This is a genomic window from Paracoccus amoyensis (assembly GCF_014490725.1).
Lineage (GTDB): Bacteria > Pseudomonadota > Alphaproteobacteria > Rhodobacterales > Rhodobacteraceae > Paracoccus > Paracoccus amoyensis.
The window spans coordinates 567,130-590,416 of record NZ_JACOQL010000002.1 but is presented as its reverse complement, the minus strand read 5'-3'; the positions used below and the strand labels follow the sequence as shown (position 1 = coordinate 590,416).

Genomic DNA, 23,287 nt, shown 5'->3' with positions numbered 1-23,287 from the left:
CCGTTGTCGCAGCCTATTTGCGTGCAGCCGCAAGCGATTGCAGGAACGCGGTCAGATTATCGATATGCACATCGACATAGGCGGGGACTTCCCCCTTCAACAGGCTTGGCCCATCACGTGCAGGCCCCACCAGAACCGTGCGCATCCCCATGTCATGCGGCACGGCCAGATTGCGGGGATCATCCTCAAAGAAGGCGGCGCGGCGCGGGTCGATGCCACTTTGGGCAATCACCGCCTCGAATGCCTCGCGGCGGGGTTTGGGATAATAATGCGTTTCTTCGACGCCATAGATATCCTGGAACATATCCAGACATCGCGCCGCCAGAACCTTGCGGGCATAGGTTGAATCGGCATTGGTGTGGATCAGCTTGTGCCCGGGCAGCGCGTTGATCGCGTCAGCCAACTCGGGCGCGGGCATCAGCACGTCAAAGTCGATATCATGCACATCGGCCAGATAATCGCTTGGGTCAACACCGTGCCGGTCCATCAGCCCCGCCAAGGTCGTTCCATGACTGCGCCAATATTCGCTGCGCACCTGATCGGCGCGGGCATGTTCGCATTCCAGCGTGCGCATGACATAGGCCGTCATCCGCTCCTCGATCTGCGGGAACAGCGCCATTTCGGGCGGGTAAAGCGTATTGTCCAGATCAAAGATCCAGACATCGACATGAGAGAAATCCATGCCCCTCGGATACAGCCCAAACAGCGCGCTTGCAATCGCGCACGCCCCGGCCAAATCTGTGGCGTATGAAAGTGACGCATATTCCCTGATCCTTGCCGCGATCGAAGTCGGCACCTATCGCCCCGGTGACCGTCTGGTGGAAGCGGAACTGGCCGACCGTTTCGGCGTGTCCCGAACCCCGGTCCGCGAGGCGTTGCAGCGGCTGGAAACCCAGCAGATGGTCGTCCGTGACGGTCGCAGCCTGATCGTGGCGACGCTGGATCACAACCAACTGGCCGAACTTTACGTTGTCCGGGCCGAGCTTGAGGGCCTGGCCGCCCGTCTTGCCGCCCGCCATGCAACGCCCGAAGAGGTGCGTGTTCTGGCCCAGATGGTGTCCGAGGATCAAAAGGCCATCAACGATCCGCAAGCCCTTGCCCGTGCCAACAAACGCTTTCACCACCAGATCCATCTGGCGTCGCATAATCGCTATCTGGTGCAGCAACTGGATCTGGTTCATCGCAGCATGGCGCTGATGGCCAGGACATCGCTTGCCGCCGAAGGGCGCAGCGAAACCGCGCTGGCGGAACATAAGCGTATCGTTGACGCCATCGCAGCGGGTGATGGCAATGCTGCGGATCAGGCTCTGCGTCAACATATCTCGATGGCCTGGGAAACCCGGCTGAAGCTGGAAGCACAGGCAGATCGTGACGCCTGAGACTGGGGCATATACGGGCCGCCTGATCGAAACGCCGGACGACCTTGCCGAGGGCGTGGCCTATCTGGCCCGCGTCTGTCCGGTCTGGGCGCGGACCCTGCCGGAGCTTGGCCCGCTGCCCATGCGCCGACGCCCCGATGGATTCGAGGCGATTGCAAGCGCCATCGTCGGTCAGCAAATCTCGATCGCGGCAGCCGCTGCGATCTGGCAGCGCATGCAGGATGCTGACCTGCTGACCGCAGATGCCATCGCCGCCGCCAGCGACGACGATCTGCGCACCGCAGGCCTGTCACGTCCCAAGGCCCGCTACCTGAAGGGGATCGCCGCAGCAGGGCTGGACTGGTCCGCCCTGCGCGGCATGCCTGACGATCAGGCCATCGCGGCGCTTGTCGCGCTGCCCGGCATCGGCATCTGGACCGCCGAAATCTACCTGAAATTCGCCCTTGGCCGCGCCGATGTCATCGCCGCCGGCGATCTGGCCCTGCAAGAGGCCGCGCGGGTGATGTATGACCTGCCCGAACGCCCCACCCCCGCCGCGCTACGTGCGCTGGCCGAACCGTGGCGTCCGTGGCGTGCGGTTGCGGCGCGGGGCTTGTGGGCCTATTACCGCTATGCAAAAGGACGCGAGGGGATCACATGACCGACCTGAAATCAGCCCGCAAAGGCCCGGAAAACGCAGATGCCGTTGTTGTCTTTCTGCACGGATATGGTGCGGATGGCGCCGATCTGCTGGGCCTTGCCGATCCCCTGTCCCAACACCTGCCCGGCACGGCCTTTTACGCCCCCGACGCGCCTGAACGCAGCCTTAACAACCCCATGGGCTACCAATGGTTTCCGATCCCGTGGCTGGATGGTTCGTCCGAAACGCAAGCCAAGGAATCCATGGGCCATTCCATCACCGCCGTGAACGCCTTTCTGGACAAGGTGTTGACCGACGAAGGCCTGACCGCCGATCGGATGGTCGTCATCGGCTTTTCCCAGGGCACGATGATGGCGTTGCATGTCCTGCCCCGTCGGGATCAGGAAGTCGCTGGCATCATCGGCTTTTCAGGTCGCCTGTTGATCCCCGAACTGCTGGCGGAGGAAGCCAAAGTCAAACCACCCGTCCTGCTGATCCATGGCGATCAGGATCCGGTCGTGCCCTTCGATGACATGAAACTCGCGGGCCAGGCACTGCAACAGGCGAATTTCCCGGTCTATGGTCACGTCATGGAAGGCACGGGCCATGGCATTTCACCCGACGGTCTGGGCGTCGCATTGTCATTCCTGAAAGAGCGGCTGGGCAAATAACCCGCCGCTACTCCCACATCTTCGGCTCACCCAACTCGATGGAATTTCCTGCCGGATCGCGCACATAAATCGACCGCGCTCCTGTGGGCCAGCGGAAATCGGCTTCGATCGCAATGCCCCGCACTTCAAGATGGCTGCGCCACGCATCCAGACTGTCCGCATGGACGGCCAGACAAAAATGCCCCGGCCCGCGCGCCCCGTGCGGTGGCACCGGCAGCCGTGCATCGGGATCCGGCGGCACCTCGGTCGCCGAAGCACGAAAGATCAGCAAAACCTGCGGATACGGTTTATCCGCCACCCGAAAGAACACATGACGATCAGGCAGGGCGGTTATGACCTTCAGTCCCATGATGCCGGTCCAGAACGCTTTGGCCGCGTCAAGATCATCGGCATATAGCGCACTTTCCAAAGTGCCGATTACAGGCGGAATATCCTTCATCATGGCGGCACAGTGGCACGCAAACAGCCAGGTCGCAATCCGTCACACCCTTGTCATGCATGTTTGTTAATTCAGGACCACAGTTCGGGGCTTGTCAGTTTCCCGGCACGATATATAGTCAAACACATGATCTGGTTGACACCCCGGACCTTGCACTTCGGGGCAGGCAGGGAAAGCGATATGCTGGACGAGCATCATCAGACCGAATTTCGAACCCAGTTCGTCCGCGAGCCTGCCTCGCTACGGCGACACCCGGCATTGGTTCTGAACGCCGATTTCCGACCGCTCAGCTACTACCCACTGTCCCTTTGGCCGTGGCAAGAGGCGATCAAGGCGGTGTTTCTGGACCGGGTCACTATCATCGCCGAATATGATGATGTCGTCCGAAGTCAGCGACAAAGCTTTCGGATACCCTCCGTCGTCGTTCTGAAAGATTATGTAAAACCCCAAAAGCGCGTGGCCTTCACGCGCTTTAATCTTTTTCTGCGGGATGAATTCTGCTGCCAGTATTGCGGTGCCAAGGACGATCTGACCTTTGACCATGTCGTGCCACGCTCCAGGGGTGGGGTCACAAGCTGGGAAAACGTCGTCGCGGCCTGCAGTCCTTGCAATCTGCGCAAGGCCAATCGCAGCTTGCGCCATTCGGGCCTGCATCTTCGCAGCAAACCCCGTCGCCCCACATCCGAAGAAATGCACGCCGCCGGCAGGCGCTTTCCGCCCAACCACCTGCATGACAGCTGGATGGATTTCCTGTATTGGGATGCGGAACTGGAGAGTTGAGGCGGATTATCCGTCGTGATCGTGGTGATCGCGCTGCGTGTAATGCAGCAACGCCGCCGCGCCTAACGTGACCAGAAGAACGGCAAACATCGGAACGCCTGCGGAAACGGTAGCCCACAGGGTAACCATGGCGGCAAGAACGACCGCCACCAGCATCAGCAAGAATTGCGGCAAGGGCATGATGAGTCTCTCCTTGCTCTCAATATGGGCCGCGAAACCGGGCTTGAAAACCCCAACAGGAAAATTCATCGGATTGTGACGTGAATCCACCAAAAAAAGCGGCAGCGCCCAGTGACAGGCGCTGCCGCTTCTTCTTTGCTTAAATACCCAAATCCCGCCCGATCCCCCAAGCGGCAAGGGCAGTAGGTGCATCACAGCAGTCCAGCATGCTCCAACGCCGCGTCGATCTGACGGCGTGTCGCGTCGGTCAGCGGGGTCAGCGGCAGGCGCACCCGCTCTTGGCACAGGCCCAGACGCGACATCGCGTATTTCACGCCAACCAGTCCCGGTTCGACAAAGATCGCGGTATGCAACGGCATCAGGCGGTCCTGATAGTCCAGCGCGGTGGCGAAATCGCCGGCCAGCGTGGCATTCTGAAACTCGGCGCACAGCTTCGGCGCGACGTTGGCCGTGACCGAAATACAGCCCACGCCGCCATGCGCATTAAAGGCCAGTGCGGTGGCATCTTCGCCCGACAGCTGGATGAAATCCTTGCCGCAGGTCATGCGCTGCAGGCTGACCCGCTCCAACTTGCCGGTGGCATCCTTGACGCCGACAATACGCGGAAGTTCGGCCAGCTTGCCCATGGTTTCCGGGCTCATGTCGATGACCGAACGCGGCGGGATATTGTAGATGATGATCGGCAGGTCGCTGGCGTCATGCAGCGTGGTGTAATGCGCGATCAACCCATCTTGCGTCGGCTTGTTGTAATAGGGCGTCACGACCAGCGCGCCCTGCGCCCCGGCCTCTTGGGCAAATTGCACCAGGCCGGTTGCTTCACGGGTCGAGTTTGATCCCGCACCGGCGATCACCGGAATGCGGCCGTCAACGGCGCGGATCACTTCTTCAATGACCTGACGGTGTTCGTCATGGCTCAGCGTCGGGCTTTCGCCGGTGGTGCCAACCGGGGCCAAACCGTGGCTGCCTTGTTCCACATGCCACTCGACCAGCTTCTTCAGCGTGCCCAGATCCAGCTCGCCGTCCGGGGTGAACGGCGTGACGAGGGCGGGAATAGACCCTTTGAACATGACACGCTCCTTGAGGTTTGCTGATAAATCCGGGCTTAACTAGCGCCCAAGGCCAATCTTGCCAAGGTTGTGAATTGCGTCCCGCCGAAATGCCATAGACACATGAGGGTGATGCGACTTCTGCGTAACATGTTATCCGTCGGCCTTCTGGCCAGTTTATCCCTCACCGCGCCCGCCCGGGCCGAAGATCTGGGAGCGATGGCGCTGGCGCTGGCGGCGGCCGATGTCCGCGACTGGACAACGGCCCGCAATGCTGCGACGCGGTCCGGTCCGATGGCCCAAGCCTTGATTGGATGGCAGGCCTTGCGGGCCGGTTACGGTGATTTCGGCGACTACCTTGCTTTTGTCAAAACCAATGGCGATTGGCCCGGTCTGGCGGTGCTGCGCGAACGCGGCGATGCCAAGCTGCGGCCCGACCTGCCGGCACAGGATATCAAGGATTGGTTCGGCGACCGCCTGCCCACAACGCTTGGTGCCGAAGAGGCCTATCTGAAAACCTTGTCTGCGGATGACGCCAAGGCAGAGCGTGCGCGTTTCTGGCTGAGCCAGCCTCTGGACGGCCCCGAGGAAGCGGCCTTTCTGCAAGCGCATTCCGCAGAATTGACGCCTCTGCTGACCGCCCGCGCAACCGCCATGCTGGATCGGCAGGAATGGCCGCAGGCACAACGATTGCTGGCCAAGCTGCCCGAGGCGGATCGCCCCCTGCTGGCGGCCCGCATCGCCCTGCAAAGCGGGCGCGATGGTGTTGACGACCTGATCCTTGCTTTACCCCAAGCCCAACGTACCGATCCCGGCTTGACGCTGGACCGCTTTCTGTGGCGCGTCCGTGCCAAACAGCATGACGGCGCACAGGCGCTGATGCTGGACGCCTCGACCAGTGCCGATGCCTTGCGTGTTCCCGATGCCTGGGCCGCAATGCGCGTCGATTATGCCCGCCTTGCCATGCGCAACGGCGATTGGGCGCGGGCGGAAAAGCTGGCCACGCCGCATTTTCTGGACAAAAGCAACAAACATTATTCCGATCTAGAATGGCTGGCTGGTTTTGCGGCGCTGCATCAGGACGCCCCCGACCGGGCCTTGAGCCATTTTCTGCATCTGGAAACCGTGGTTGGCAGCGCCATCAGCACCGCACGCGCCCTGTATTGGCAGGGCCGTGCCTATGAGGCATTGGGTGATACCACTGCCGCGAATGCGGCCTTTTCTCGCGCTGCCGCGATGCCCGGCGTCTACTACGGTCAGCTTGCGGCGGAAAAAGTCGCGGCCCCTATGCCCGCCAGCTATGCTGTTCCCGGTCGCGCGACCGAAACCCTGCCCGACTGGCGCGGCACGAAACTGTCTGAAAACATCGTGTTCGAGGCAGGCCTGTGGCTGCTGGCCACGGGCCGCGCGGATGAGGCACAGCGGTTCTTTCTACACCTGTCGGAAACCGCCGAGCCCGAAGATACCGTCCGCATGGCCCGCCTGATGATCGAGGCGGGGGCACCCTGGCACGGCCTGCGCCTGTCGAAACGCGCGGCGGACAAAGGGTTGATCTATCCCGCCGCCCATTTCCCGCTGACAGGACTGGAATCGGCGGAACTGGGGCTGCCGCCGGAACTGGTATTGTCAATTTCCCGGCAGGAATCCGAATTCAACCACACGGTTCGCAGCCATGTCGGCGCACGCGGGTTGATGCAGCTGATGCCCGGCACCGCCGAAGAAATGGCCCGGAAGCTGCGCGTCCCTTATGAAGTTGCGCGACTGACCACCGATCCCGCCTATAACGCCCGTCTGGGTGCGGCCTATCTGCAAGGGCTGAAGGATCGTTTCGGTTCATCCACCGCACTGATCGCTTCGGGTTATAACGCAGGTCCGGGGCGTCCGGCGAAATGGCTGGGTGATTTCGGCGACCTGCGCCGCGACTTTGACCCCGTGGATTGGGTCGAGCTGATCCCGTTTGACGAAACCCGCAACTACGTCATGCGCGTTACCGAGGCGATGCCCATCTATCGTGCCCGCATCCTTGGCAAGCCTGCGCCTATCGTGCCGACATTCGACCTGACCGGCGGTGGCCTGATCCCTGCCCCGCCCGTGCGGTTGACGCTGGCACTGTCGAAGCGCCCTGTGGAAAAACCATTCATCGGTCCACGCCTGCCCGATGGGTGGAAAGACCCCATCACCTCGGCAGCGACATCTGCGCCCAACGCCCTGCTTCAACAGCCGTAAATCAGGCGGATCTGACCCGTGCACGCCACAGGGTAAACAGACCCGCCGCGACGACAATCGCCGCCCCGATCACGACATTGGGGCGCAAAACCTCACCGAAGGCCAGAACGCCGATGATACTGGCCCAGACAAGCTGCGTATAGGCAAAGGGTTGCAGCGTCGCCGCCTCGGCCAGTTCATAGGCGCGGATCAGCAGGTAATGTGACAGGATTCCGCACACGCACAACACCGCCATCCACAGCCAATCCGTGGGTGCCAGCCATTCCCAATGCCATATGCCCAGCAAGGTAATCATCGCCGCCCCTGAAATCCCGGTCCAGAAAAAGCTGACGATTGCCGGATCGTCGCGCGACACCAGCCGGGTCAGCAGCCCGTAGACGGCAAACATCATCGCCGCGCCAAAGGGCAGCAAAGCCTCGATCCGCATGACGCCGCTGCCGGGCTGCAGGATCACCAGAATGCCGGAAAAGCCGATGCCAATGGCGGTCCAGCGCCGCCAACCGACCGTTTCGCCAAGAATTGGCCCGGACAGGGCAGCGACCAGCAGCGGATAGACCGTGAAAACGGCATGGGTTTCGATCAGGCCAAGACGCACGAACGCCTCAACCATGATAACCGTTTCAAGGACCAGCAGCGTACCACGGATGATTTGGATGACAGGACGTTTGGTCCTGATGGCACGCCGCAACCCGCCCGGCTGACGCGCGACCAGCCCAAACACGAAAATCGCAAAGACCCAGTAACGGATCATCACGACCAGCAGCGGCGGATAGTTTTCCCCCAGGATGCGCGAGGCGCCGTCTTGCAGGGCAAAGATAAAGCTGACCAGACACATCAGCATGATCGCCAGCCCGGTGCGATCGGGTCCGACAGAGGTCGCCAACGGCGGAACGGGCGGCGCCGCCGCTGTTGTCGCTGCGGTGGCGGGATAAGCTGTCTGGCCGGTATCTTCGTCTGACATGATCGCCCCTCTTGCCTGTCCGCCCATGCGCTTCCCCGCAGGCAAGGTCAAGACAGGCGCCGCGTTGCCGTGCTATTTAGCAAAAGCCTGCGGTTTTTCTGTCAGATCTCAGCCCCAGATCTCAGCCTGGGAAATGCGCGACATGCGTTTCCGCACTGCGCCCGCAATACGGGACGCGTCAGTCCGGAAATGAAACGATATAATCGGCGCAGCCACGGGCCTTCACGTTTCGGGAAAAACCCTTGCAGGTAGAGCCCGGCTCACTGGTCTGCGCCGCGCGCATCTGTGCCGCGATGCCATCTGCATCGCTGCAGCAGCGCCCTGCGCGATCCCGGCAAGCTGTCGGTCCACTGATGTCCCGTTCCGCAGAAGATCCGCGCAGCGACCTTAGTCGCGGGCGCGAATGATCTTGGCCAAAGGCTCGAATATCTGGACGTTCGCGGCGATCATGCGGCCCGATTCCAGCGGATCGTCACCATCGCGGATACCTTCGACAAAACCACCGGCCTCGCGCACCAGCAAGATCCCTGCGGCCACGTCCCACGGCTGGTTGCCACGTTCCCAATAGCCATCGAAACGACCGGCCGCGACATAAGCCAGGTCCAGCGATGCCGCACCAAAGCGGCGCACCCCTGCGGTCAGCGGCATCAGGCGCGCCAAATCCTGCAAGGCGGCGGGCAGCGGTCCGCGACCGGCAAAGGGAATGCCTGTGGCAAAGACAGAATCAACCAGTTGACGGCGGCCCGACACACGCAGGCGCTGATCGTTCATGAACGCCCCGCCGCCTTTTTCGGCGACGAAAAGCTCGTCCTTGGCGGCGTCAAAAACAACCGCGGCGACAATCTCGCCCTTGTGTTCCAGCGCGATGCTGACCGCCCAATGTGGCAAGCCGTGCAGGAAGTTGGTCGTCCCGTCCAGCGGGTCGACGATCCAGCGGCGGGTGGGATCTTCACCAGCCTCTTCGCCGGTTTCTTCTCCCAGCCAACCATAATTCGGGCGCGCGCCGCGCAACTCTTCCTTGATGATCCGTTCAGCCTCACGGTCCGCCTTGCTGACGAAATCGCCCGCGCCCTTGACGCTGACCTGCAGGTTCTCGACTTCACGAAAGTCTTTGACAAGGCTGCGCCCGGCCTTGCGGGCGGCCTTGATCATGATGTTCAGATTGGCGCTTGCCATCAGATGCTCCGATATGGGGTTGGCAGGGTCATAGGCGCAGATGCGCGAAATGTGAAGCGGGACAGTAAAAAACTGCGTCGCGGCATGACAAGTTTACCCAACCGGCCCCCGCAGCATGCGCAATGGCTCGGTCCGCGACAGGCGCAGGACATGGGCCATATAGGGCTGCGCCAGATCTTCGGCCCGAATGGCGGCATACAGACGGCGCAGGATTCCACCCTGCCCCAATGGCAGCATCGCCAATTCCGGATTGGCAGCTTCCCGGCGCAGAACCCAGTCGGGCATCACGGCCACACCGCGCCCCGACGCCACCAGCATCAGCGATACGGCGGTCAACTCGACCGTGCGCTGGTGGGCAGGTTCGACCCCGGCCGGCGTCAGGAACTGGCTGAACACATCCAGCCGCGCCCGATCCATCGGATAGGTAATCAGCGTCTCGGCCGCCAGATCCTGCGGGTCGGCATAACCCTTTTCCACCAAGGGATGCCCGGCGGGCACGACCAGCGTGGGCGCATAATCGAACAAGGGTTGATAATGAACGCCCGCCATGTCCTCCGGGTCGGATGAGATCACCAGATCAACCTCTTGCCGCGCCAATGCGGGCAACGCGCCAAAGGCCAGACGCTGACGAATATCGACATCCACCTCGGGCCATGCACGGCGGAAAATGTCCAGAACCGGCAGCAGCCAGTCGAAACAGGCATGGCACTCCATGGCGATATGCAGCCGCCCGATGCGCCCCGCCTCGACCCCTTTGAACTCTGCCTCGGTCGCGGCGACCAGTGGCAGCACCTGTTCTGCCAGACGCAGCAGACGCATCCCGGCGGGCGACAGGCGCATGGGCTTGGCCCGGCGGACGAACAATTCGACGCCTGCCTGTTCCTCTAACGCTTTGATCTGATGCGACAGCGCGGATTGTGTTATGTTCAGCACATCGGCCGCACGGGCCAGACCGCCCTGTTCGTGGACCGCATGAACCGTTCGCAAGTGACGCAATTCCAGATGCATATGAATAACACTCAAGTTGATCTTGAAGATTATGAATTTGTCTCACGCCGACCTATGTGAGACAAGACCGCAAATGAAAGGAATCGCCATGTCCGCCGCCGCGCCCAGAATCAGCTTCGAGTTTTTCCCGCCGCAGACGCTGGATGCCTCGTTCCGGCTGTGGGAAACGGCGCGTGCACTGGCTCCCCTCGCCCCGGATTTCGTGTCGGTGACATATGGCGCGGGCGGCACCACCCGCAAGCTGACGCACGAGGCAGTCACGACGATCGCCAAGCATTACGGGCTGGAGGTTGCAGCGCACCTGACCTGCGTCGAGGCGACGCGCGAAGAAACCATGTCCATCGTGCAATCCTATGCCGATGCGGGCATTCGTGAAATCGTGGCCCTGCGCGGCGATGCGCCCAAGGGTCAGACCAAGTTCACACCCTATCCCGAGGGCTTTGCCAGCTCGGTCGAGCTGATCGAGGCGATTGCAGCCCGTGGCGACATGCAGATCCGCGTGGGCGCCTATCCCGAACCGCACCCCGACAGCCCTGATACCGACGCCGATGTCGCATGGCTGAAGCGCAAGATCGACGCGGGCGCGACCAGCGCGATGACGCAATTCTTCTTTGACGCCGATACCTATTTCCGCTTCCGCGACAAATGCGTGGCGGCAGGGATCGACGTTCCGATCATTCCGGGCATCCTGCCGATTCAGGGCTGGACCGGCACCAAGCGTTTCGCGGCTGCCTGCGGGACCAATATTCCCGATTGGGCGGAACACGCCTTTTCCGCCGCCGCAGCCGAGGGCCCCGAGGCCGAACGCCGTCTGGCCGCAGATACCTGCATCAAGCTGTGCCAGGATTTGATCGCGGGCGGCGTGGAGCAGTTGCATTTCTACACGCTGAACCGTCCCGATCTGACATTCGAGGTTTGCGCAGCCCTTGGCGTTCGTCCGACCCGCAGCCTTGAACATGTCGCCTGACAACCTGACTTGACGCGGCATGATACGCGGCCTAGCGGCGTATCATGCAAGCCATCAGCACCCCAAAATTTCGACTGTCACGACAGGAACTGGCGCTGATCCTGATCACGATGATCTGGGGCGGCACGTTTCTGGCCGTGCATATCATGATGCGCTACAGCGGGCCGCTGTTCTTTGTCGGCCTGCGCTTTGTCATCGCGGGGCTGGCAACGCTGTTGGTCTTTCGCAAGTCGATGACCGGCATCACGCGGCACGAAATCATCGCGGGCTGCGCCATCGGGGTGGCGATCTTCCTCGGCTATGGCATGCAAACCTGGGGCCTGCAGACCATTACCAGCAGCCAATCGGCCTTCATCTCGGCCCTTTACGTGCCCATCGTGCCGCTGTTGCAGTGGATCGTGCTGCGAAAACCGCCCCATGTCATGAGCTGGGTCGGGGTCACGCTTGCCTTTATCGGGCTGACCCTGCTTGCGGGGCCGGGTGCAGGGTCCGTCGGGTTCAGCAAAGGCGAAATCGTTACCCTGCTCAGCGCCGCGGCCATCGCTGCCGAAATCATCCTGATCGGCCATTTCGCCAACAGCGTGGACAGCCGCCGCGTCACCGCGATCCAGCTATTCGTGGCTGGCATCGTATCGCTGGCGATGATGCCTGTGGTTGGCGAAAGCATTCCACCATTTTCATGGTTCTGGGTGATGGGTGCGATTGCACTGGGACTTGCCAGCGCGTTGATTCAGCTGACGATGAACTGGGCGCAAAAGTCCGTCTCGCCCACCCGCGCCACCGTCATCTATGCAGGTGAGCCGGTCTGGGGCGGGGTGGTTGGCCGTATCGCGGGCGACCGTCTGCCCGCATTGGCGTTGCTTGGCGCGGCATTCATTCTGGCCGGTGTTCTTGCCAGCGAGTTCCGCCCGACGAATTGGCGGAAACGGCAACAAAGCGATCAAACCGACGCCTGATCGGCTACCTTGACCTGGGCCGCACGCGGCCTTGCCAGATGCCCGATCAACCTGGCCGGGCCGGTATAGTCCGGGGGCACCGTGGAATGCAGCGCCTCATTCTGATGCGCCCCCGCCAGCCGATGTGCGCGGACCCAAAACGCCTTGCCCCAGTTGCGCCATGTGCCGATCGGCGGGGCGGTCGCATCGCAGGGAAATCGGTTCCTCCACCCCGGCGGCAGCGGCAGGCCGCATTCTTCTGCCCGGCCCAGCATCCAGACCAGCGGAATATTCGACAGGGGCCGGGCAAACTCCATCCCGCTGAGCTGTCCGCCAATATCGGGATGCGCCCCACGAAACCACATCTGCTCGATCCGCCCCGGATGTCCCGGATCGTCGTCCCACAAGGGGGGCGCAAAGGCCGCACGGGTTTCGTCCAGCGCCAGTGCATGCAGGCCGTGTTCCACCTCTGGCCCCAAGGCGGCATCGTGGAACCGGAAACGCGATGCCGTCAGCCGCCCCAGGATGGGAAAAGGTATCCCCAGGCTTTGCACCGTATCAAAGCACCCGATCAGCCGGATCGGCACATGCGGCAGGCATCGTCTGCGCCGAAACGCCCCGATCGCGTGTTCCGACCCGCCTTCACGATAATAGCGCCACGCCAGCCGGACATTGCGTTCCGTGGCCGAATGCGGACGCACCAGCCCGATCCGGCCAATCATCCCGGCAAGGCTTCGCACGGCAAAGGCGCCGCGCGAATAGCCAAAGAAAAAGATCAGATCCCCTTCGCGATAGCCCGAGGCCAGCCAGCCATAGGCATCTATGATCCGCACCTCTAGCGCACGGCCCATTGCCAGCTCGGGCAGGGTGTGCCAGCGATCCCATTGCTGGCCAAGCCCGTAATGCAGCCGGATGCGACGACCCGTCATTGTAGGAGTTTCACCGCGCAACAATCGATAGATGCGGCCAATCGAACTGCTCTGACCTTCGACCAGCGACGCGAAGGTGCCGTCGATCAGAATGACATGGATCATGGGTGGGCGAATCTCATTCATCCGCCCAGCCTAGCATCTCTGTCTGACGAAAGGATTACGCCAGTGACATCACAGTCGCGTGGCCCAACGCGCCAAAGCCGTTGAACCGCGTATTGGTCACGACCGAGTAAGCGCCGGCACCCTGAAAAATCACGTAATCGCCTTCGGCGATATCTTCGGGCAGGCTCAGTTCGCCCGGCAGACGGTCCACGGAATCGCAGGTCGGGCCAAAGATCACCCGGCCAACAGGGGGGCCCTGACGAGGGTTTCCTTGTGGATCGAAGACTTCGATGCGGTCGATATTGCCGATGATCGGCAATTCGGCCAGACCGCCATAAACGCCGTCATTCAGGAACACCGCCGCACCATCGCGCACGGCCTTGACCCGCGTGATCAGCGCATAGGCATCTGCGCACAGCCCACGGCCCGGCTCGCAGACCAGCAGCGGCGCGTCATCGCCAAAGGCTTCGGCCACGGTGTCGCCGATCTCGGCAAAGATCGAGGCCAGATCGGGTTCAACACCGACCACGCGATGCGACGGAAAACCGCCACCGACATTCAGACGACGCGCCCGGACACCCGCCATGTCGCAGATTTCTCGGGCAACCTTGATGTAGCTTTCCCACGCAATCGGGTCGGTGCATTGGGTGCCCGGATGGAAGGTCAGCGACGGGATATAACCGCGATCCGCGACCAGCTTCAGCATCTCGGCGGCATATTCGGGGCCAGCCCCGAATTTTGAGCCGAAATCATAGACCGCACCCAGAACCGGCAGCTTGAAGCGCGGCGAAATCTCGACCCCTTCGCCGTCAACCTCGGTCGGGACATGGGCAAGCAGTTTTTCCAGCTCGGACATGCTGTCCACGGACCAGGCCCGGATCTTGGCATCAACGGCCTGCCGGATTTCGGACTGCGATCGCACCGGGTTGTGATAGTGCCGCGCCGCGCGCGGGGCCAGACGCCCGATCAGATCAATCTCGGCTGGCGAGGCGACGTCAAAGCCCTGAACGCCAGCGGTCACCAGATTCTGGATCACGGCCTCTTCCGGGTTCGACTTGACGGCGTAGGTTACAAGGCCAGGAAAACCCTCTAGAAATGTCCGTGCCCGTTCTTGCAGAACGGTCGGAGCAAAGACCAGAACCGGATTTTCCGGCTGCGTTTCGCGAATGATTTCGGCTGGGTTTTGCCATACGGTCTTTGAATTTGTCATCGCACCTTCCATGATCGCGGGTGACGTGGCGCAGTAAGTCTGCGCCGCCAGATAAGACATCTTCACCTGCGTTTCAAACAAGAACGCCCCGAATTTCTTCGGGGCGCCTGATGTATCAGAAATTCTGACGCAGATTAATCTCCGCGCAGCTCTTCTGCTATTTCCTCACGCTGCTCCAAGGCTTCTTTGCTCAGCCCGGACACAACCGCAATTTTGTCAGCCGTCACGACATAGCCGACTTCTTCCGGCTTCAGGACGACTTCTTTTTCGCCCAGACCCAGGAAACCGCCGACCTCGGCGATTGCGCCGACAACGTCCCCATTGGCATCAAGAACCAGATCCTCGATTTCGCCGATCTTGTCCCAGTTGGTATCAATCTCGGTATAGGCAACGCCATCGTCCCAGGTGGTCTGGCCGGTTGCATCAATGGTGTAAACGTCAACGCCTTCCAGCGCCGACGCGCGCAGCAGACCGGTTTCCATCGCCTCGCCGGGATTGCTGGCCGCAGCCGTAGCCGCAGGGGCAGTTGCATCAGCCGGAGCCTCGGTCGTCGCGGTTTGCGCAACAGCAGCGCCGCCCAGCGACAGGATCATAGCGGTCGAGAGGTAAAGGTTTTTCATATCTGCAATCCTTTCCAGGTTTTGTAAGCTATTAACCCGACCAGGCGCAAAACCGTTTCGTTCAGCCATGAAATATTCGGACGAATTATCAAAAATCATGTGGTTGTGATCTGCGCTTTGCGCGGCTGCCAAACCAATCCACGCAGTCACGCGACCGCAGATCGTTTATCCAGCCAAAACAGATCAACAAATTCCTGCGCCCTTGCCATGTCACCGGTCACCCCGACAACACCCTCGGAAACCAGCGTCGTCAGCGACACGGTCCCATAGACCGCAATCGCCAGCGTATTTCCGTTACCTTTCAGGACAAACGGCGTATTGGGGGTTTTGACCGCAACCGTTTCGACGCGCCCCTCGGCGACCCGCATCTGAAACGCCTCGACCCCGAAATCGAACCCGGCCAGCGCGACGCGACCAATCTCAGGTTCAGCAGCAAGGCCGACCCCCATCGAGACCATCAGCGCCGATGGACTGATGAATTTGGTATGGTCATGCCCCGGCACGATCAGCGCCCAGCGGCACAAAGCCTCTAACACCGGCAGCAATGCGCGCCCCGCATCGGTCAGCGCATAGAGGCCCAGCTTTTCGTCATGCGCGATCACACCAGCGTCACGCAACTGTGCCAGACGTGCTGTCAGCACGCTGGCCGAAATGCCCGGCATCCCGGCCCGCAGCGTCTGAAACCGCTTCGTCGCGAACATCAGTTCGCGCACCACCAGCAGCGCCCAGCGATCCCCGATCAGGTTCAGCGCATGGGCTGCCAGACAACCTTCGTCATATCGCAAACGCGGATTTTCGCCATGCCTAGTCATATTTAAATACTAACAGTTGTTTTTTGCTACTGCAAGTGAGATAGTCCGATTCGGAGACAAGATGCGATGCATCCCTTGCACCGCAGAATGGGAGAGATCGAGATGACCTATTACACAGGCATGGTCGCAGCCGTTCCGACCGCCAATCGCCAGAAATATATGGACCATCTTCAGGTCGCATGGCCGATGATGCAAAAATACGGCGCCACCCGCATGATCGAAAACTGGGGGGTCGATACGCCCAAGGGGAAAGTCACCGACTTTCAGGGCGCGGTGAATGCCAAGGACGACGAGACCGTGGTTTTCAGCTGGCTGGAATGGCCCGACCGGGCCACAGCCGACAAGGCCTGGGCCGAGATGCAGAACGACCCTGACATGGCCGCCATGGGCGAGATGCCCTTTGATGGCAGCCGCATGATCTTTGGCGGCTTTGATCCGGTGATGGAAGCAGGCAAGACCGCCGGCGCGCCCTATTATCAGGGCTTCCTGCTGGCTGTTCCTGAAACGAACAAGACCGCCTACGAAGAGATGGCGCGGGATGCCTGGGGCATGTTCGAGAAGTTCGGCTGCCTTGGCATTGCCGAAAACTGGGGCGCGGACGTTCCTCATGGCAAGCAGACCGATTTCTATCGCGCGACCAAGGCCAAAGAGGGTGAGGCCGTCCTGTTCAGCTGGACCGCCTGGCCGGACCGCGCCACCTGCGAAGAAGCCAGCAAGAAAATGGAGGCCGAGATGGACGGCCAGCCGATGCCCGAAATGCCCTTTGACGGCATGCGCATGATGTGGGGCGGTTTCGAAAACATCTTCGATTCCACCAAAGCCTGACAATCCACCCCTTTTTTCCACCCTTTTTTCCGGCGTGGCGTAGACTGCGTCGGAGTCAGACCGGAGAAAGCAGATGACCGCTCGGAAACTGACGATCTACACCTATGACTGGCTGCCAGAATTTCCTCGCGGTTTCGTGCGTGACTTGCGCGCGCGATGGGCAGCCGAGGAAACAGGACGCAGCTACGACATCGCAACCGTTCCGGTGAACCCCAAAAGTGATGCTCACAGGGCGATGCAACCCTTTGCACAGGTGCCCATGATCGAAGACGGCGATGTGACGCTGTTTGAAACGGGCGCCATCGCCTTGCATCTGGCCGAGGGCACGCCCCTGCTGCCGCCGGAAAAACGGACTGAAATCACTCAGTGGGTCATCGCTGCGCTGAACAGTGTCGAACCGTCCGTCAGCAACTGGATGAATACGCAAATGTCCAAGGATCTGCCGCAGATTTTCGGCCCACCCGCCTCGGCCGAGCTAGAGGCGCATATGCTGAAGTTCATGAACAGTCGCCTTGCCGCGTTGGAAATGCTGATGGCGGATCGCGAATGGATCGCGGGCGATTTCAGTGCCGCCGATATCATCATGGTCGATGTCCTGCGAGTGCTTCAGGATTCCGGGGCGCTGAACAATTTTCCCGCGCTGACGGATTATGTCGAACGCGCCACGGCACGGCCGGCCTTTGCGAAAGCCATGCAGGACCACATGGCGCATTGGACGGCGGCAGATGCCGCCAAAGCAAATTGAGGAGAGAGCCATGAGCTATCACGGAAATCCCTGTTGGTATGAACTAGGCACAACCGATCTCGACAAGGCCGGAGAATTCTATCGCAAGATCCTCGGCTGGAACGTCGCTGACTCCGGAATGGAAGGCTTCGAATATCACCTCGCCAAGATGGGCGACGGGATGGTTGCGGGGCTGATGTCGAATGCCGATCAGGAAGGCGAGCATCCACCGAACTGGGTGATCTATTTCGCCGTCGATGATTGCGACAGGACAACGGCGGATATCAGGGCGGCGGGCGGTAGGATCTATAAGGAACCGGCCGACATCCCCGGCACCGGCCGCTTTGCCATCGTCGCCGACCCGCAAGGCGCTGTCTTTGGCATCCTGCAAGCCGACATGAGCCAGATGAGCGAGGCCGACCGCGCCAAGGCCAATGCTGGTGAAGGTGCTTTTGACCAGCAGAAGGCAGGGCATGGCAACTGGAATGAACTGATGACGCCCGATCCCGAGGCTGCCTATGCGTTCTATTCCAAGCTGTTCGGCTGGACCAAGGGCGATGCGATGGACATGGGTGACATGGGTGACATGGGCACATACCAATTGATCCGCCACGACGGCAAAGATATCGGCGCGATTCAACCGCAAGGAAACGCCCCCGTGCCGGCTTGGCTTCCCTATTTCGGTGTCGATGGCAGCGTCGCCACCAAAATTGACGCCATCAAGGCCGCAGGCGGTCAGATTTACGTCGGCCCACAAGAGGTTCCGGGTCCGGCCTGGATCGCCATCGGCGCAGACCCGCAGGGGGCAGCCTTCGCCATTGTCGGCCCCGAAAAATAACGCGCGTGGGGCCGGGCCACCCGGACCCGGCCGCGTTTCCCTGCTGAAACTGAGGATATCTGATGAACGATCACAAACCGCCCCACGCCATCCGTCCCGGCCAGAACATTGCGATCAAGGTTCCCCTGCACAAATGGGCTGACACGGTTGCATTCTACCGCGATAAAATCGGCCTGAGCGTCACCCGAGAGCTGGAGAGCAGCACCGGCTTTGACTTCAACGGCTTTACCTTGTGGATCGACAGGGTGCCGCATCAATCACAGGTCGATGTCTGGCTGGAACTGTTCAGCGACGACCCAAGCTCTGCATTGGCGGCACTTGGCAGCCCGCCGCGCGATGAGCTGGAGCCGCTGGACAGCGTGACCGGCCACTGGACATCGGACCCGGCGGGGGTTGTGCTTCTGGTGCGAAAATCCGGCAAGGATCAATCCGAAAACTCTTGATCTGGCAGTCAATCGGCTGCTGTCAAAATTCGACGAAGCCACAGCCGATATCCACCGATATGCAGAATGATCTGGTAACAGAAACCCAGCAATCACCAACAATCGAAAGGACATCCCATGCCCGCGATCAGCAACCATGCGGTCCGAACCTGCCTGTGGATGGAAAAGGACGGCGTCGCCGCCGCCACGTTCTACACCAATCTGATCCCAAACAGCGCCATCGAAAACACGGCAGGTTTTCAGGGCGACGACGTTCCCGCGCTGGTCGTCAACTTCCACCTTGCAGGAACTCCCTACATGATCCTGAACGGCGGTCCGGATTTCACACTGTCACCTGCGGCCTCGATTTCCGTTCTGACGGACGATCAGGCCGAAACCGACCGGTTGTGGAATGCGCTGACGGCTGACGGTGGCCAGGAAAGCCAATGCGGTTGGCTGATCGACCGATGGGGTCTGTCCTGGCAGATCACGCCCCGCGCGGTGATCGAGATGAACTTCTCGGACGATGCCGAGGCGGCCGAGCGTGCGCGTCAGGCGATGTACAAGATGAAAAAACTGGACATCGCAACCATGCGCGCAGCGTTCGAGAACAAAGGCTGAGTTGCCTATCGCCCCCGGATTGGACTGATTGACCAATAGTTTGGCACAGAGCCTTGCACCAGACGCAACCCGGAGCTGCGGGCTTGTGCCTTGTCCCCCGCCGCGATCCGCTGCCATATTGCCCTTAGGGGAGGAAACCACCTGTGAAGGGCACAAGGAGTTTCCAAATGGCACGAACCGCAACATTGAATAATTCCGGTTTTGCTGACGGCGTTCGGTGGGGTTTTACTGCTCCGTTCCGTGCAATTGGCGGTTTTCTGATCCGCTTGGCTGAAAGCAGCCCACGCGCCAAGGCCGTCCGTCGCCTGAATGCAACCAGTGACGCAGAACTGGCGGCCCGCGGTCTGACCCGCGAAGGCGAACTCCGGCGCATCTTCGGGGCACTGTATTACTGATCGCGCAGCGTGTCTTTCGGTGTTTGCCCGCAAAGATCGAAGCGCCTTTCTGGACTTTCTGGACGCGCCCGTTCGCAGGCGCCCATATGCCGTCATCGAATATCAGGGAAATGTGATCGCCTGACGGTGCATGTCACGCCGGATGGTTATCGCCCCGGTCTGGATCGTTGGGATATGATTTTGCACCTGACATAGCCCGGCATTCTGCCGAGGCTTGGTCCGTTGCCATTGCCTGCAGCCACCAAAAAAAGCCCGCCATTCCGGCGGGCTTTTTGCGTTATTTAATCAGCACTTCCGGCCCCATGACCTTTGTTGGCAACCACGTCGACAACCACGGCACATAGGTAATCAGGATCAGGAGGAGGAACAGGACCATCAGGAATGGCAACGACGCCTTGACCACGCGCATGATCGACATGCCCGCCACACCCGAGGTCACGAACAGGTTCAGCCCGACCGGCGGGGTGATCATGCCGATCTCCATGTTGACGACCATGATGATGCCCAGATGGATCGGATCGACACCCAGTTCGATGGCAATCGGAAAGACCAGCGGCGCGACGATCAGGATCAGGCCGGACGGTTCCATGAACTGACCGCCGATCAGCAGGATCAGGTTCACGATCACAAGGAACATGATCTTGTCAAAGCCCGCGCCGAGCATCGCCCCGGCGATATGTTGCGGGATCTGTTCATCCGTCAGCACATGTTTCAGAATCAGCGCATTGGCGATGATGAACATCAGGGTGATGGTCAGTTTGCCCGCCTCATACAGCACATCGCGCGTGCCGGGATGGAAAAAGGCGGTGATCAACGCCTGCGGTTTTTTCCACAGCGGAATCCGTGTTTCACCGTCCCGCAGCGGACCCATGTCGCGGTAAATGAACATCGCCACGATAAAGGCCCAGACGGCAGCAACGGCAGCGGCCTCGGTCGGGGTGAAGATCGCCCTGGTGATCCCGGGGATGCCATACAGGCCAACCATGATGATGACGATCAGCATCAGGCCCCAGAACGCCTCTTTGAAGCTGACCCAGATTTCGCGCCAACCCCGCCACGGCTCTCGCGGCATGCCCTTCCAGATGGCAAAGAACAGAATCGCGGCCATCAACATGAAGCCCGCCAGAAGTCCGGGGATCACACCGGCAAGAAACATCCGGCCTACTGACACATCGGTCGCACTGGCATAGACGACCATCACGATGGAGGGCGGGATCAGAATGCCCAATGTGCCCGCGTTACAGATCACGCCCGCCGCAAAATCCTTGGTATAACCCACCTGCCGCATCGCCGCGATCACGATCGAGCCGATGGCAACCACGGTTGCAGGCGATGACCCGGACAGGGCCGCGAACAGCATGCAGGCAAACACGCCGGCAATCGCCAGACCGCCCGGCAAATGACCGACACAGGCGATGGAAAAGCGGATGATCCGCCGCGCCACGCCACCCGTGGACATGAAACTGGACGCAAGGATGAAGAACGGGATCGCCAGCAGCGTCGCATGCCCGTCCATCGCGTTATACAGGGTTTGCGCGATGGACGCCAAGGATGTGTTCGAAAACCACAGCAGAAACAGTGTGGAGGCCAGACCAAGCGAGATTGCAATCGGCACACCGACCAACATCAGACCGATGATCAGGACAAAAAGAAGAACGACTTCCATCCGCTATTCCCCGCGATTCATATGGCGGACTTCCTCGATGGCATCCTCGGCTTCGTGGCTGACGATCAGGCTTTGACGTTCGCCTTTCCAGATCATCCAGACGGCTTGCAGCAGGCGGAACAGCAGCAATGCTATGCCGACCGGCAGGACGACATAGGGCACCAGACGGGGCAACTTGTCATAAGCCTCGCCCATGTTGAACACATCACCCATCCAGTTCAGGAAGAACGGCATCGGGATCTGCTCGGTCTCGTAGAAGGCGCGGTCGCGGGTTTCGATGAAACCGGTTGGAAACCAGCGCCCCCCGGTTTGCTGAAACCCCGCGAATGGCGCCCAGTAATCCCACGCCCCCTTCAGCACCAGCGCGGCATAGAAAATGCACAGGACGCCCGCGATCAGCGCCAGAATCCGGCGGGCCGCTGGCGGCAGCAGATTGATCACCGCATCCACGCCCAGATGCGCGTTGATCTTGACCGCATGCGATATGCCCAAAAGCACCAGCCATGCAAACAGTGCCAGCGTCAGTTCAAGCCCCCAGATCAGCGAGCTTTGAAAAACATAGCGCAGCACGACATTGACGAATGTCAGAACGGTCATCACGCCAAGGATGATCGCGATGATGTTCTGTTCAAGGCTGTTCACAAAGCGGCCGACCACCCCTCGCGGTTCATACCCCTGGCTCATGGCGCCTCCCCTCTTGCGCGCGATGAAACGGCCTGCCCGGAAAACCGGACAGGCCCAATCGGCTTAGTGTTTTTCGTTGATGGCCTGCGCCGCGTCGATGTTGTCCTGACCAACACCTTCGGCGAACTGCTCCCACACGGGTTTCATCGCATCGACCCATGCCTGACGCTGCGTGTCGTCCAACTCGACGATCTTGCCGCCAGCATCCAGAATGGCCTGACGCGCCTCCATATCGACGTCATTGACGACGCCGTTCCGCTCGGTCGAGACTTCGTTCAATATCTTCAGCATCTGGTCTTTGACCGCCGGATCAAGGCCGTCCAGCCAGTCCACCGAGGCGACGACCAGATAATCCAGGACACCGTGATTGGTTTCGGTCGTGCCGTCCTGAACCTCGTAGAACTTCTGGCCATAGATGTTCGACCACGCGTTTTCCTGACCGTCGACAACGCCGGTCTGCAACGCGCCATAAACCTCTGAGAACGCCATCGGCTGGGCAGACGCGCCAAGCGCCTCGAACTGGGCGATGATCACGTCGCTGGGCTGAACGCGGAACTTCAGGCCCTTGGCATCTTCCGGCGTCACCAGCGGCTTGCCCGCAGACAATTGCTTCATCCCGTTATGCCAGAATTCCAGCCCCTGAATGCCCCGACGCTCCATGCTGGACTTCATCGCGATGCCAGCCTCGGAGGCCTGAAACTCATCCACGGCAGCGATGTTCTTGAACATGAAGGGCAGATCGTAGATCTGGAAAACCTTGGTGAAGGTTTCGAATTTCGACAGCGAGGGCGCGCCCATCTGCACGTCGCCCTGCAACATCGCCTCCAGCAGTGCATCGTCATCATAGAGGGTCGTGTTGGGATAGACCTCGACGCACATCTTGCCGTCCATCTCGGCGTTGACACGTTCGGCGAACAGGGCGGCGGCGATGCCTTTGGGATGTTTGTCGCTATTGGTGACGTGGCTGAACTTCACCACCTCTTCGCCAGCATCGCAGCCCGCCGGATCGGCCAGTGCGCCAGTCGTCATCAGCGCCAGCCCGCAGGCGG

At 60.7% G+C, this 23,287-nt stretch carries 27 protein-coding genes; 13 read left to right on the top strand and 14 right to left on the bottom strand.

The annotated features are described in order from the left end of the window. Positions 1 to 13: 13 nt before the first annotated feature. The gene (locus H4P12_RS07770; protein WP_187793076.1) at positions 14 to 682 is read right to left on the bottom strand and encodes a pyrimidine 5'-nucleotidase; all 669 of its coding nucleotides are present in this window, start codon (positions 680 to 682) and stop codon (positions 14 to 16) included. 58 nt (positions 683 to 740) lie between these two features. Here H4P12_RS07770 and H4P12_RS07765 point away from each other — a divergent pair, with 58 nt between their 5' ends. From H4P12_RS07765 to H4P12_RS07755, 3 genes are read left to right on the top strand one after another with little or no spacing between them, the layout of a single operon-like run. Next, on the top strand, positions 741 to 1,379 hold the full coding sequence (locus H4P12_RS07765) for a GntR family transcriptional regulator (protein WP_343069785.1): 639 nt from the start codon (positions 741 to 743) through the stop codon (positions 1,377 to 1,379). Next, entirely contained in the window at positions 1,369 to 2,019 is a 651-nt protein-coding gene (locus tag H4P12_RS07760) for a DNA glycosylase family protein (RefSeq protein WP_187793074.1), read from the top strand. Before H4P12_RS07765 ends, H4P12_RS07760 begins: the two co-directional genes overlap by 11 nt. Continuing rightward, the gene (locus tag H4P12_RS07755) at positions 2,016 to 2,669 is read left to right on the top strand and encodes an alpha/beta hydrolase (protein ID WP_187793073.1); all 654 of its coding nucleotides are present in this window, start codon (positions 2,016 to 2,018) and stop codon (positions 2,667 to 2,669) included. The genes H4P12_RS07760 and H4P12_RS07755 overlap by 4 nt, the downstream gene beginning before the upstream one ends. A gap of 7 nt (positions 2,670 to 2,676) precedes the next feature. Here H4P12_RS07755 and H4P12_RS07750 read toward each other — a convergent pair whose 3' ends face one another. Next, positions 2,677 to 3,108 (bottom strand): VOC family protein, encoded by a 432-nt coding sequence (locus H4P12_RS07750; protein WP_187793354.1) that lies wholly within the window; start codon positions 3,106 to 3,108, stop codon positions 2,677 to 2,679. A gap of 180 nt (positions 3,109 to 3,288) precedes the next feature. Here H4P12_RS07750 and H4P12_RS07745 point away from each other — a divergent pair, with 180 nt between their 5' ends. Continuing rightward, on the top strand, positions 3,289 to 3,888 hold the full coding sequence (locus tag H4P12_RS07745; RefSeq protein ID WP_187793072.1) for an HNH endonuclease: 600 nt from the start codon (positions 3,289 to 3,291) through the stop codon (positions 3,886 to 3,888). 6 nt (positions 3,889 to 3,894) lie between these two features. Here the strand turns inward: H4P12_RS07745 and H4P12_RS07740 are convergent, their stop codons facing one another. Together H4P12_RS07740 and dapA are read right to left on the bottom strand one after the other, a co-directional pair. Continuing rightward, positions 3,895 to 4,260 (bottom strand): hypothetical protein, encoded by a 366-nt coding sequence (locus H4P12_RS07740; protein WP_187793380.1) that lies wholly within the window; start codon positions 4,258 to 4,260, stop codon positions 3,895 to 3,897. Continuing rightward, positions 4,260 to 5,135, bottom strand: coding sequence for a 4-hydroxy-tetrahydrodipicolinate synthase (gene dapA, locus H4P12_RS07735; protein ID WP_187793071.1), 876 nt, complete (start codon positions 5,133 to 5,135; stop codon positions 4,260 to 4,262). Before dapA ends, H4P12_RS07740 begins: the two co-directional genes overlap by 1 nt. 111 nt (positions 5,136 to 5,246) lie before the next feature. Between dapA and H4P12_RS07730 the strand changes: the two genes are divergently transcribed. Further along, positions 5,247 to 7,340: a lytic transglycosylase domain-containing protein gene (locus tag H4P12_RS07730; protein ID WP_187793070.1), complete on the top strand. Its 2,094-nt coding sequence runs from the start codon at positions 5,247 to 5,249 to the stop codon at positions 7,338 to 7,340. Position 7,341: 1 nt separating this feature from the next. Here H4P12_RS07730 and H4P12_RS07725 read toward each other — a convergent pair whose 3' ends face one another. The 3 genes from H4P12_RS07725 to H4P12_RS07715 form a co-directional block, all read right to left on the bottom strand. Next, entirely contained in the window at positions 7,342 to 8,301 is a 960-nt protein-coding gene (locus tag H4P12_RS07725) for a DMT family transporter (protein ID WP_425498205.1), read from the bottom strand. A gap of 387 nt (positions 8,302 to 8,688) precedes the next feature. After that, positions 8,689 to 9,480: an inositol monophosphatase family protein gene (locus H4P12_RS07720; protein WP_187793352.1), complete on the bottom strand. Its 792-nt coding sequence runs from the start codon at positions 9,478 to 9,480 to the stop codon at positions 8,689 to 8,691. A gap of 90 nt (positions 9,481 to 9,570) precedes the next feature. Further along, on the bottom strand, positions 9,571 to 10,485 hold the full coding sequence (locus H4P12_RS07715) for a LysR family transcriptional regulator (RefSeq protein WP_187793351.1): 915 nt from the start codon (positions 10,483 to 10,485) through the stop codon (positions 9,571 to 9,573). 88 nt (positions 10,486 to 10,573) lie between these two features. Here H4P12_RS07715 and metF point away from each other — a divergent pair, with 88 nt between their 5' ends. Then, a complete protein-coding gene (gene metF, locus H4P12_RS07710) occupies positions 10,574 to 11,452 on the top strand; it encodes a methylenetetrahydrofolate reductase [NAD(P)H] (protein ID WP_187793069.1) in 879 nt (292 codons plus the stop codon). Positions 11,453 to 11,496: 44 nt separating this feature from the next. Continuing rightward, positions 11,497 to 12,408, top strand: coding sequence for a DMT family transporter (locus H4P12_RS07705; protein ID WP_187793068.1), 912 nt, complete (start codon positions 11,497 to 11,499; stop codon positions 12,406 to 12,408). On the opposite strand, the gene H4P12_RS07700 is transcribed toward H4P12_RS07705, so the two are convergent. The 4 genes from H4P12_RS07700 to H4P12_RS07685 form a co-directional block, all read right to left on the bottom strand. Next, complete coding sequence (locus H4P12_RS07700; RefSeq protein WP_187793067.1) at positions 12,393 to 13,442, bottom strand: DUF2235 domain-containing protein; 1,050 nt, start codon at positions 13,440 to 13,442, stop codon at positions 12,393 to 12,395. The genes H4P12_RS07705 and H4P12_RS07700 overlap by 16 nt on opposite strands. A 34-nt stretch (positions 13,443 to 13,476) precedes the next feature. Continuing rightward, positions 13,477 to 14,631 (bottom strand): type III PLP-dependent enzyme, encoded by a 1,155-nt coding sequence (locus H4P12_RS07695; protein ID WP_187793350.1) that lies wholly within the window; start codon positions 14,629 to 14,631, stop codon positions 13,477 to 13,479. A 134-nt stretch (positions 14,632 to 14,765) separates the two neighbouring features. Continuing rightward, the gene (locus tag H4P12_RS07690; RefSeq protein ID WP_187793066.1) at positions 14,766 to 15,251 is read right to left on the bottom strand and encodes a PRC-barrel domain-containing protein; all 486 of its coding nucleotides are present in this window, start codon (positions 15,249 to 15,251) and stop codon (positions 14,766 to 14,768) included. A 146-nt stretch (positions 15,252 to 15,397) separates the two neighbouring features. Further along, positions 15,398 to 16,063 carry a winged helix-turn-helix transcriptional regulator gene (locus tag H4P12_RS07685; protein WP_187793065.1) on the bottom strand — a complete coding sequence of 222 codons (666 nt, stop codon included), beginning with the start codon at positions 16,061 to 16,063 and terminating at the stop codon, positions 15,398 to 15,400. Positions 16,064 to 16,165: 102 nt separating this feature from the next. Between H4P12_RS07685 and H4P12_RS07680 the strand changes: the two genes are divergently transcribed. The 6 genes from H4P12_RS07680 to H4P12_RS07655 all read left to right on the top strand — a co-directional run bounded on the left by H4P12_RS07680 (position 16,166) and on the right by H4P12_RS07655 (position 19,888). Next, positions 16,166 to 16,888 (top strand): DUF1428 domain-containing protein, encoded by a 723-nt coding sequence (locus H4P12_RS07680; RefSeq protein ID WP_187793064.1) that lies wholly within the window; start codon positions 16,166 to 16,168, stop codon positions 16,886 to 16,888. A 73-nt stretch (positions 16,889 to 16,961) separates the two neighbouring features. Next, positions 16,962 to 17,633 (top strand): glutathione S-transferase family protein, encoded by a 672-nt coding sequence (locus H4P12_RS07675; protein WP_187793063.1) that lies wholly within the window; start codon positions 16,962 to 16,964, stop codon positions 17,631 to 17,633. Positions 17,634 to 17,643: 10 nt separating this feature from the next. Further along, positions 17,644 to 18,450 carry a VOC family protein gene (locus H4P12_RS07670; RefSeq protein ID WP_187793062.1) on the top strand — a complete coding sequence of 269 codons (807 nt, stop codon included), beginning with the start codon at positions 17,644 to 17,646 and terminating at the stop codon, positions 18,448 to 18,450. A 62-nt stretch (positions 18,451 to 18,512) separates the two neighbouring features. Further along, entirely contained in the window at positions 18,513 to 18,893 is a 381-nt protein-coding gene (locus H4P12_RS07665) for a hypothetical protein (protein ID WP_223115734.1), read from the top strand. Between the two features lie 117 nt (positions 18,894 to 19,010). Beyond that, positions 19,011 to 19,493: a VOC family protein gene (locus H4P12_RS07660; RefSeq protein WP_187793061.1), complete on the top strand. Its 483-nt coding sequence runs from the start codon at positions 19,011 to 19,013 to the stop codon at positions 19,491 to 19,493. A 167-nt stretch (positions 19,494 to 19,660) separates the two neighbouring features. Beyond that, on the top strand, positions 19,661 to 19,888 hold the full coding sequence (locus H4P12_RS07655; RefSeq protein WP_246449042.1) for a hypothetical protein: 228 nt from the start codon (positions 19,661 to 19,663) through the stop codon (positions 19,886 to 19,888). A gap of 277 nt (positions 19,889 to 20,165) precedes the next feature. Here H4P12_RS07655 and H4P12_RS07650 read toward each other — a convergent pair whose 3' ends face one another. The 3 genes from H4P12_RS07650 to H4P12_RS07640 all read right to left on the bottom strand — a co-directional run bounded on the left by H4P12_RS07650 (position 20,166) and on the right by H4P12_RS07640 (position 23,267). Beyond that, positions 20,166 to 21,554 carry a TRAP transporter large permease gene (locus tag H4P12_RS07650; protein WP_187793060.1) on the bottom strand — a complete coding sequence of 463 codons (1,389 nt, stop codon included), beginning with the start codon at positions 21,552 to 21,554 and terminating at the stop codon, positions 20,166 to 20,168. A gap of 3 nt (positions 21,555 to 21,557) precedes the next feature. After that, a complete protein-coding gene (locus H4P12_RS07645; protein ID WP_187793059.1) occupies positions 21,558 to 22,238 on the bottom strand; it encodes a TRAP transporter small permease in 681 nt (226 codons plus the stop codon). Between the two features lie 63 nt (positions 22,239 to 22,301). Next, on the bottom strand, positions 22,302 to 23,267 hold the full coding sequence (locus H4P12_RS07640) for a DctP family TRAP transporter solute-binding subunit (RefSeq protein WP_187793347.1): 966 nt from the start codon (positions 23,265 to 23,267) through the stop codon (positions 22,302 to 22,304). Positions 23,268 to 23,287: the final 20 nt, after the last annotated feature.

Coding starts and splice junctions, on each gene's coding strand:
- H4P12_RS07695 (WP_187793350.1), bottom strand. CDS start 14,631: ATGACAAATTCAAAGACCGTATGGCAAAACCCAGCCGAAATCATTCGC.
- metF (WP_187793069.1), top strand. CDS start 10,574: ATGTCCGCCGCCGCGCCCAGAATCAGCTTCGAGTTTTTCCCGCCGCAG.
- H4P12_RS07670 (WP_187793062.1), top strand. CDS start 17,644: ATGAGCTATCACGGAAATCCCTGTTGGTATGAACTAGGCACAACCGAT.
- H4P12_RS07650 (WP_187793060.1), bottom strand. CDS start 21,554: ATGGAAGTCGTTCTTCTTTTTGTCCTGATCATCGGTCTGATGTTGGTC.
- H4P12_RS07740 (WP_187793380.1), bottom strand. CDS start 4,260: ATGCACCTACTGCCCTTGCCGCTTGGGGGATCGGGCGGGATTTGGGTA.
- H4P12_RS07770 (WP_187793076.1), bottom strand. CDS start 682: ATGGATTTCTCTCATGTCGATGTCTGGATCTTTGATCTGGACAATACG.
- H4P12_RS07690 (WP_187793066.1), bottom strand. CDS start 15,251: ATGAAAAACCTTTACCTCTCGACCGCTATGATCCTGTCGCTGGGCGGC.
- H4P12_RS07725 (WP_425498205.1), bottom strand. CDS start 8,301: ATGTCAGACGAAGATACCGGCCAGACAGCTTATCCCGCCACCGCAGCG.
- dapA (WP_187793071.1), bottom strand. CDS start 5,135: ATGTTCAAAGGGTCTATTCCCGCCCTCGTCACGCCGTTCACCCCGGAC.
- H4P12_RS07700 (WP_187793067.1), bottom strand. CDS start 13,442: ATGAATGAGATTCGCCCACCCATGATCCATGTCATTCTGATCGACGGC.
- H4P12_RS07705 (WP_187793068.1), top strand. CDS start 11,497: ATGCAAGCCATCAGCACCCCAAAATTTCGACTGTCACGACAGGAACTG.
- H4P12_RS07660 (WP_187793061.1), top strand. CDS start 19,011: ATGCCCGCGATCAGCAACCATGCGGTCCGAACCTGCCTGTGGATGGAA.
- H4P12_RS07680 (WP_187793064.1), top strand. CDS start 16,166: ATGACCTATTACACAGGCATGGTCGCAGCCGTTCCGACCGCCAATCGC.
- H4P12_RS07665 (WP_223115734.1), top strand. CDS start 18,513: ATGAACGATCACAAACCGCCCCACGCCATCCGTCCCGGCCAGAACATT.
- H4P12_RS07685 (WP_187793065.1), bottom strand. CDS start 16,063: ATGACTAGGCATGGCGAAAATCCGCGTTTGCGATATGACGAAGGTTGT.
- H4P12_RS07675 (WP_187793063.1), top strand. CDS start 16,962: ATGACCGCTCGGAAACTGACGATCTACACCTATGACTGGCTGCCAGAA.
- H4P12_RS07715 (WP_187793351.1), bottom strand. CDS start 10,485: ATGCATCTGGAATTGCGTCACTTGCGAACGGTTCATGCGGTCCACGAA.
- H4P12_RS07730 (WP_187793070.1), top strand. CDS start 5,247: ATGCGACTTCTGCGTAACATGTTATCCGTCGGCCTTCTGGCCAGTTTA.
- H4P12_RS07745 (WP_187793072.1), top strand. CDS start 3,289: ATGCTGGACGAGCATCATCAGACCGAATTTCGAACCCAGTTCGTCCGC.
- H4P12_RS07755 (WP_187793073.1), top strand. CDS start 2,016: ATGACCGACCTGAAATCAGCCCGCAAAGGCCCGGAAAACGCAGATGCC.
- H4P12_RS07750 (WP_187793354.1), bottom strand. CDS start 3,108: ATGAAGGATATTCCGCCTGTAATCGGCACTTTGGAAAGTGCGCTATAT.
- H4P12_RS07655 (WP_246449042.1), top strand. CDS start 19,661: ATGGCACGAACCGCAACATTGAATAATTCCGGTTTTGCTGACGGCGTT.
- H4P12_RS07640 (WP_187793347.1), bottom strand. CDS start 23,267: ATGACGACTGGCGCACTGGCCGATCCGGCGGGCTGCGATGCTGGCGAA.
- H4P12_RS07645 (WP_187793059.1), bottom strand. CDS start 22,238: ATGAGCCAGGGGTATGAACCGCGAGGGGTGGTCGGCCGCTTTGTGAAC.